Origin of the sequence: Mesorhizobium sp. M0047 (assembly GCF_040323315.1) — a bacterium.
GTDB lineage: Bacteria > Pseudomonadota > Alphaproteobacteria > Rhizobiales > Rhizobiaceae > Mesorhizobium.
Window position 1 is genome coordinate 1 of sequence record NZ_JAMYUW010000086.1, and the last position, 7,823, is coordinate 7,823.

Sequence of the window (7,823 nt, forward strand, 5' to 3'; positions counted from 1 at the left end):
TGGGCTGAAATCCAGCCAGACGGCTCTATCAACGGACAAATCTGCTTCCAACGCGGCGACGAAGCAGACTTCATCGCCCGCAAATTAGAGCGTTTGAAGCCGTGACAGGGGCTCAGACCTGCCACGGCAGCCAAATCCTCAATCAGGTCCTGCTCCAGATGGGCTTCGACATACTCCAGCAACCGCCGAAGAACGACTGGCGCTAGGCCGCCGCGGATGAAGAGCGCTCTCGGTGGACGTTCGCTGCAGCGGACCGTGATATAGGTGGTCGGCATTTCGCCGGCGTGAGTTATGGCAATGCGGTCGGCCGGCTCCTCCCACGACAGCGGCAGCACCGTGGAGCGGATTACGTTTTCGAGCGACGGATCGCGCTGGAGGCCTTCTCGCGCAGGCTTATCAGGCTGGGGTCGGCATCGAGCGTCTCCACCACTCGCGACTCAAACACCGATGTCGGGATGTAGAAGTGGAGCAGCCGGCCTTTCCCGGCAGCCTCCCATGCGGTCGGTGCGCCCGCCGGCACAACCCAGAGGCTGCTTTCGCCATGGATTGGGCGATAGCTGCACTATGCGTCAGTCTCGCGGTGGGCGTCGCAGAATGAGGAAGGACAATCGGTCACGAACTTGATGTCGATGCAGTAGGACGGTCCGGACCAGCGGCCGCTCGGAAACTACACCGCCAATAATACAGCGCGACTTGAAGCTGCCTACCAACCCTCAACTGAGGAATGCGCATGTTGAGCCATCCCCATCGCGCTGCTGCGCGCACGACCACGCTTGGCCGCCAGCCCGGTTCGATCTCGGACGAGACAGAGCTGCAGGCGGTCGATCAGCCAATTGCCACGCCGGAGCTTCTTTCCGCCGTCCCGCTGATGGCGCTTTCGGCCGCTTTGTGGGCCTTAAAGACCTTCGCCGCTGTGCACGAGTTGGACATCTTCAGCCGCCTTACGGCGGGCGCTGGCATCACGGTTGACGGACTGGCGGAAGCGCTCCGCGCCCGGCCGAGATGCTGTAGACCGGCTGCGCTGCACTCGGGCTCCTGGAGAAAAAGGACGGCCGTTATCGCAACACAGCTATAAGGGAAGCTGATCTCGTGAAGGGCGAGCCGTATTACTTCGGTGGCTCCGTGGAGATGGCCGACAAGCGGCTCTACGCGGGCTCGGGAAGGCTTACAGAGGCGCTGCGCTCGAGCCGGCCAACCACATGGGACCCGGCAGCGTGGTAACTCTCCTCGGTCCGGTCCGAATGGACAACCCTCTGAAAGCTCGCACCTAGTCCTCGCTTGATAGCCCATTGCGCGCTGCATAGAGCTCGGCGATGAAATCGGTTGTCAGTGTCGAGTTGATGCCCTCTGGCGGGCGCAAAATCAGTGCTCGGAAATGCACGGCTGGCTCGAATGGCTTGGCGACGATGCTGTCGATCATGCGGTCGGCAATGACGGAAGGATTGACCAGACCGATACCCATGCCTTTAGCGGCAAGGATGGCGATGGTCAGACCGTAAGGTGTTTCAATCAAGATGCGTGGCCGTACGCGGTGTTCGGCAAAGATCTTGTCCATGGCGAGCCGCACCGTGTCTTCCGGCGACAGTGCCAGGAACGCCTCATCATCAAGGTCCGCAGGCGTGACAACGGGCTTGCGAGCCAACCGGTGGTTCTTCGGCATCACGCAGACAGCTCGCGGGGTGGTGAAGATGCTATACAGCACGCCTGTCGTATCGATCTCGTCGGCAGCGAGACCGATGTCGAAACTGCCAGATGCCACCAGGTCGCGCACGACGTTGGACGTGCGCACCTGATAGCTGATGCGAACCTGTGGATGTTTGCTCGAGAAAGCCACGATGGCACGCGGCACCAGACCGTGGCCGAGTGCCGAGAGGCTGGCAACGCGTATCGTCCCCGTCCCGACTTCCTTGATCTGGGCCGCGCGCAGCCTGAGCCGATCCAGCCCCACCAGATTGGCCTTTACCTCGGTGTAGAAAAGTTCTCCTTCCCGCGTCGGCACCAGCCTGCCGCGGATACGGTCGAACAGATTGAATCCGAGCTCCGATTCCAGCTTCGTCAGAGAGCGACTTATCGCGGGCTGCGAAGTATCCAGCAGCGCCGCCGCTGCGCCGGCGCCACCCGTGATCATGATTGCGTTGAACACATCGATGTCGCGCGGGTTCATTGGCATTCCATATCAAAAGTGGATTACCTTTATCGCCACAGTCATAGATGGCAATGGGCGAGCCAGTTAAAGTCCGCCCATGACCCGACACGACGACACTTCACATATCCATCCTCCCAGGCGCTCGGAGGAGCCATTCAGGTCGTTGGCGATGCCAGTTGAACGCGCCTCCACGGTCGTCTTCGACGATTTGGACTCCTTCGAGCGCCGCGTCGAGCGACTGTACGATGGCTTCAGTTACGGACTTTACGGGACTCCGACCAGCCGCCAGTTGGAAGACCATATCGCTGCGCTGGAAGGTGGATCTCGGGCGCTCGTCGTCCCTTCCGGAATGGCGGCCATAACGCTGACGACCATGACCGTCTGCCATGGTGGCGATCGGGTTCTGATCCCGGAGACGTTCTATGGGCCGGCACGCGAAATGGCCGCCCGCCTTCTCGCTCCCCTTGGCATCGATACGGTGACCTACGACCCCAAGCTCGATGGAAGCATTTCGGCGTTGATAGATGGCAGGACGCAGCTGGTCTGGGCGGAATCGCCGGGTTCCGCGACCTTCGAGATACAGGACGTGCCGGCAATCACGGCTGCGGCCCACGAGGCTGGCGCGCTTGTCGCGGTCGACAACACCTGGGCCTCACACTTGCTGTTCAAACCACTCAAGCATGGTGTCGACATCTCGATGCAGGCACTTTCCAAACATGCCGGCGGCCACGGCGACCTGCTGATGGGCTCGGTGGCGGTGAACGACGAGAGCTTGTTCCGACGGTTAAAGGATACCGCGCGTTTTCTCGGTTACGGCGTTTCGCCGGAGGATTGCGCATTGTGCGAGCGCGGCCTGATGACCATGCCGGTGCGAATGCGCCAAGCCGACAGCACCGCGCAGAACATCATATCGTGGCTATCGGAGCGCCCCGAGGTTGCGCAGATCCTGCATCCGAGTGAGCCCGACCATCCCGGCCACTTGACCTGGAAGCGTGACTTCGCCGGATCGGCAGGTGTCTTCTCGTTTGTGTTGCAGCCGGAACTAGCGCCCCACCAATCCGGGGCTCTGCGTCGCATGCGACTGTTCAGGCTAGGTGCAAGCTGGGGCGGGGTGCACTCGCTGATCTCCGTCAGTGATCCTCGAAAGGGCCGCAGTGGCCTCGACTGGCTGAAGCCTGGCCCAGTTTGGCGGCTCTCTATCGGCCTGGAGGCCGTCGGCGACCTTCTCGCCGATCTGTCACAGGCCTTCGAGCACTTTGCGGAAACGCGACGAACCACAGTTGGCGACGCCAAGGCTGCAGAATGACAACAACTTCAACGAAAGGGGAATGGATATGAAATGCGAAGGGCATAAATGGCTTGCCGCCTTAGCGATCGGGCTGGTCGGCCTGGCTTCAAGCGCGGGAGATGCGGCCGCGCAAAGCGTCGTCGAAAAGATAAAGGCACGCGGCTACGTCAGTTGCGGCGCGAGCCAGGGAGTGCCCGGCCTCTCTCGCCCCGACGAAAAGGGGTATTATCGCGGCTTCGATTCCGACATTTGTCGTACATTCGCGGTCGCCATTCTTGGGGACAAGGATAAGATCCGATACGTGCCGCTCAATGCTGCTCAGCGACTTCCTGCGCTACAGACTGGAGAAATCGATATTCTGTCGCGCACGTCCACGATCACCTACACGCGTGATGCCGTGGTCCGTTTCGTCTGGATCAACCTCTATGACACGGATGGCATCCTCGTCCGCAAAGCGGACAAAATCACCGAGCCGAAGCTGCTCGACGGAAAGACAGTCTGCCTTCAAGGCGGCGGCAGCTTGACCGAGAAGGCGATCGAGGAAACCGAGGAGGAGTTCGGGATCTCGATGAAGAAGGTCTACTACGACTCGACCCTCCAGGCCCGCGATGCCTTCTTCGGCGGCCGCTGCGATTCCTACGTCACTGATGGAACCGCGGCAGCAGGGCAGCGTGCCTCGGTCGCAAAGAATCCTAACGATTACGACATCATCAAAGTCGGAAAGGCTGCCGAGCCCAATGGCGTGGCGATCGCGCGCGGCGATGAACAGCTCTTCGACATCGTTCGCTGGACGATAAACGCCCTGTTCTGGGCAGAGGCCAACAACATCACGTCGGAAAATATCGACGAAAAGCTCGCTGGGGGCAATTCGGAGGTCCAGCGAGTGCTGGGCAAGGAAGCCGGCTTCGGCAAGCCCCTCGGGCTGGATGACAATTGGGTCTACAACGTCATCAAGCAGACCGGCAATTACGCCCAGATTTGGGATCGCAATCTTGGCAAGGATAGCCCGCTCAAGGTCGAACGCGGCTTGAACGCCCTGTGGAAAGATGGCGGCTTGAACTACCCTTTCCCGTGGGATTGAGGCGCGTCCGAGGGGAGCGCCTAGCGCGCTCCTCGCTTCCGATAGCGATGTGGATCCGAGGTCAGCATGTTGAGTGACGCCAAAATCAGATCAATCGTCATTCAGGCCGCCTTGGGGACTGCTGTCCTGGCGTTCGCCGCGCTACTCGTCAGCACCACCTTCGCCAACCTTGAGGCGCGCGGTATCCCGATAGGCTTTGACTTCTTGTCCATGCCGTCCAGGATCGTCATCTCCGAGGCAATCCTCACATACAAGTCGCGGGATCCGTACTACTGGGCCATTGTAGTCGGGCTGACCAACACAGTCTTCATTTCCACGCTGGTCATCGTCTTCTCGTCCATTCTCGGACTGATCGTGGGTATCACGCGGCTGAGCAGCAACCCACTGGCTGCGGGCACATGTCGCGTGTGGGTGGAACTGGCGCGCAATTCGCCCCCTATCGTCCTTCTGATCTTCCTGTATTCGCTGTGGTGGAAAATGTTGCCGCCAGTCGGCGAGGCGCTCAACCCGCTGCCTGGCGTCTATGCTTCCATGCGCGGTTTCGTGGTCCCATCCGTTGGCATCGACGTAGGCATGACCGGTCTCCTCATGATTTTGTGCGCCATCGCGCTCGCTATCGCAGGCTGGATCGCAGTACGCAAAGGTTGGCCTCCGAACGCTGTCGTGCCCGGTGTGCTGGCAGTTAGCGCCGCAGGAGTTTGGCTCGCTGACGCGCGGTTCACCATCGACTGGCCGGTCTTCACCGGCTCGAACTTTGAGGGTGGTAAAGAACTGACCCCGGAGCTCAGCACGATCCTCATCGGATTGACCCTCTACACAACGGGTTTCGTAGCAGAAATCGTGCGTGGCGGTGTCCTGTCGATCGGCCCCGGCCAGTGGGACGCTGGCCATTCGCTTGGCCTTCCGCGCGGCAAGATATTGCGCCTGATCGTCATTCCCCAGATGCTGCGGGTAATCGTGCCACCGCTCAACAGCCAGTACATCAACGTCGTCAAGAACTCGACCTTGGCAATTGCGGTTGGCTACCCGGATTTCCTTGCAGTCATGAATACAACCATCAGCAAATCCAGCCACTCCATTGAAGGCGTCTTCATCATTCTCGGCGTCTATCTCGCCCTCAATCTCACCATGTCGGGCGCAGCCAACTGGTACAACCGCCGCATCGCCATCGTGGAGCGATAATCATGAAGGCCGTTTCTCTCCCGTTACCTGTCGAGCCCCTGGAACGACGTATTCGCTTCCCAGTCCTGCAGCGTACTGCCGGGCTCCTATTCGGTACGCCTCTCAACGCAGCATTGACGCTGGTGTTTGGCGCTCTGCTGATGGTCACCGTCCCGCCAGTGCTGCACTGGCTCGTCATAGACGCAGTGCTGTTCGAGCCCGACCCGAACGCCTGTCGTGCGGCGGCTGGAGCCTGCTGGAGTTTCGTATACGCCAAGTCCGGCCAGCTCCTGTTCGGCATCTATCCGATTGATGACCGCTGGCGTCCCGCCATTGTGTGCATACTCATCCTGGCGCTGCTGGGCTGGTCTGTTCGCCCGACTAGCTGGAGACCCCGATTACTCGCGCTCTGGTTGGCAGCATTCGCGTTGATCGTCTGGTTGATGGGTGGTGGCCTTGGCCTGGTCGAAGTCCCCACGTCCTTGTGGGGCGGACTTCCTGTAACGTTGATACTGACCGTCGTTGCCATCGGTGTCGCCTTTCCGGTCGGCATTCTGCTTGCGCTGGCCCGACGCTCTTCCATGACTGCGGTGCGGATCGGCGCGGTGGTACTGATTGAATCAGTGCGCGGCCTTCCCCTCTTGTCGATCCTGTTCGTGGCATCGATCATGATGCCGCTCTTCCTGCCGGAATCGCTGCTGCCCGACAAATTCGTGCGCGCGCTGGTTGCTCTGACCATTTTTGCGGCGGCCTATCTGGCCGAGGTCATCCGCGGCGGGCTTCAGGCTATCCCCAATGGGCAATACGAGGCCGCCGCCGCGCTCGGCCTTCCCTTCTGGCGCACCCAGTACCTCGTTATCCTGCCACAGGCCATCCGCGTGGCCATCCCTGCATTAGCCAACACAATCATCGTCATGATCAAGAACACCAGTCTTGTCCTCGTCGTGGGCCTATTCGACTTGATCAGTTCCGGCAAGGCAGCGCTTGCGGATCCCGAATGGCCATCGCCGGCGGCCGAGACCTTCCTATTCATCGGCGCGATCTTCTTTGCGCTCTCCTTCTCCTTCGCCCGTTTCGCCGACTTCCTCGAACGGCGCGGTCCGACATCGCACTAGGAACAAGAACATGTTGTCTTCCACTCCTCGCACGCGACATGCTGAACCTGGATCTTCTACTGCCGAGATGGCTGCCGTCGAGATGGTTGGCGTCAACAAGTGGTACGGGACCTTCCATGTCTTGAAGAACATCAATCTCACCGTTCGTCGCGGCGAAAAGCTGGTGATCTGTGGACCGTCTGGCTCTGGCAAATCGACGATGATCCGTTGCGTCAACCGGTTGGAGGAGCATCAGAAAGGTCATATCGTCGTAGACGGCACTGAGCTAACGAACGATCTGAAGAAAATCGAGGAAATCCGCCGCGACATCGGCATGGTGTTCCAGCATTTCAACCTCTTTCCGCATCTGACCGTGTTGGAAAATTTGACGCTGGCGCCAATCTGGGTGCGTAGACTGCGGCGCAAGGAGGCTGAAGAGACAGCCATCCACTATCTCAAGCGCGTAGGGATTCTGGATCAGGCGCACAAATATCCGGGTCAGCTCTCTGGCGGCCAGCAGCAGCGCGTAGCCATTGCTCGCTCACTCTGCATGAACCCGAAAATTATGCTGTTCGACGAACCGACCTCGGCACTTGATCCCGAAATGGTCAAGGAGGTGCTAGATACAATGGCGTCGTTGGCTGATGATGGCATGACAATGCTGTGCGTCACCCACGAGATGGGATTCGCCCGCCAGGTTGCGGACCGCGTTGTGTTCATGGACCAGGGCAAGATTGTCGAGACGAACACTCCGGTCGAGTTCTTCACAAGCCCGCTTCATGAACGCAGCAAGCTGTTTCTCAGCCAGATTCTGAATTAAGCAGTTGAACGCGTCTGCTTTGACTAGTTCACAACTACTCTGTCTCAATTTTGCTCGCATATACGCCTCTCTCCTGGGCGTCGAAGACCACTATCTGGGCGACTTCCCGTGGAATGAAGGCAGCTCACGGCGAGCGAGCAGCTTGTCTATCCGCCTTCCGTCCATATCGAGAATCTCGAAGCGCCAGCCCTCGTAGTCGAAGTGCTCACCAGCTTCCGGAAGATGCCCAAGCC

General features: G+C 59.8%; 8 protein-coding genes. 6 read left to right on the forward strand and 2 right to left on the reverse strand.

What is annotated here, in order from left to right:
• The first annotated feature begins 730 nt into the window (after positions 1-730).
• Positions 731-1,075, forward strand: coding sequence for a hypothetical protein (locus NKJ89_RS35200; protein ID WP_352609013.1), 345 nt, complete (start codon positions 731-733; stop codon positions 1,073-1,075).
• 192 nt (positions 1,076-1,267) lie between these two features.
• On the opposite strand, the gene NKJ89_RS35205 is transcribed toward NKJ89_RS35200, so the two are convergent.
• Entirely contained in the window at positions 1,268-2,164 is an 897-nt protein-coding gene (locus tag NKJ89_RS35205; protein WP_352609014.1) for a LysR family transcriptional regulator, read from the reverse strand.
• Between the two features lie 79 nt (positions 2,165-2,243).
• Here NKJ89_RS35205 and NKJ89_RS35210 point away from each other — a divergent pair, with 79 nt between their 5' ends.
• The 5 genes from NKJ89_RS35210 to NKJ89_RS35230 all read left to right on the forward strand — a co-directional run bounded on the left by NKJ89_RS35210 (position 2,244) and on the right by NKJ89_RS35230 (position 7,590).
• Positions 2,244-3,452, forward strand: a complete 1,209-nt coding sequence (locus NKJ89_RS35210) for a trans-sulfuration enzyme family protein (protein WP_352609015.1) — start codon at positions 2,244-2,246, stop codon at positions 3,450-3,452.
• A complete protein-coding gene (locus NKJ89_RS35215) occupies positions 3,427-4,515 on the forward strand; it encodes a transporter substrate-binding domain-containing protein (protein ID WP_352561897.1) in 1,089 nt (362 codons plus the stop codon). The genes NKJ89_RS35210 and NKJ89_RS35215 overlap by 26 nt, the downstream gene beginning before the upstream one ends.
• A 66-nt stretch (positions 4,516-4,581) precedes the next feature.
• Complete coding sequence (locus tag NKJ89_RS35220; protein ID WP_352609016.1) at positions 4,582-5,697, forward strand: amino acid ABC transporter permease; 1,116 nt, start codon at positions 4,582-4,584, stop codon at positions 5,695-5,697.
• 2 nt (positions 5,698-5,699) lie between these two features.
• Positions 5,700-6,791, forward strand: a complete 1,092-nt coding sequence (locus NKJ89_RS35225) for an amino acid ABC transporter permease (protein WP_352609017.1) — start codon at positions 5,700-5,702, stop codon at positions 6,789-6,791.
• A 10-nt stretch (positions 6,792-6,801) separates the two neighbouring features.
• A complete protein-coding gene (locus tag NKJ89_RS35230) occupies positions 6,802-7,590 on the forward strand; it encodes an amino acid ABC transporter ATP-binding protein (protein ID WP_502904201.1) in 789 nt (262 codons plus the stop codon).
• Positions 7,591-7,680: 90 nt separating this feature from the next.
• Here the strand turns inward: NKJ89_RS35230 and NKJ89_RS35235 are convergent.
• Positions 7,681-7,823, reverse strand: a 143-nt coding sequence (locus tag NKJ89_RS35235) for a transporter associated domain-containing protein (protein WP_352609020.1), incomplete at its 5' end; no start/stop codon positions are given.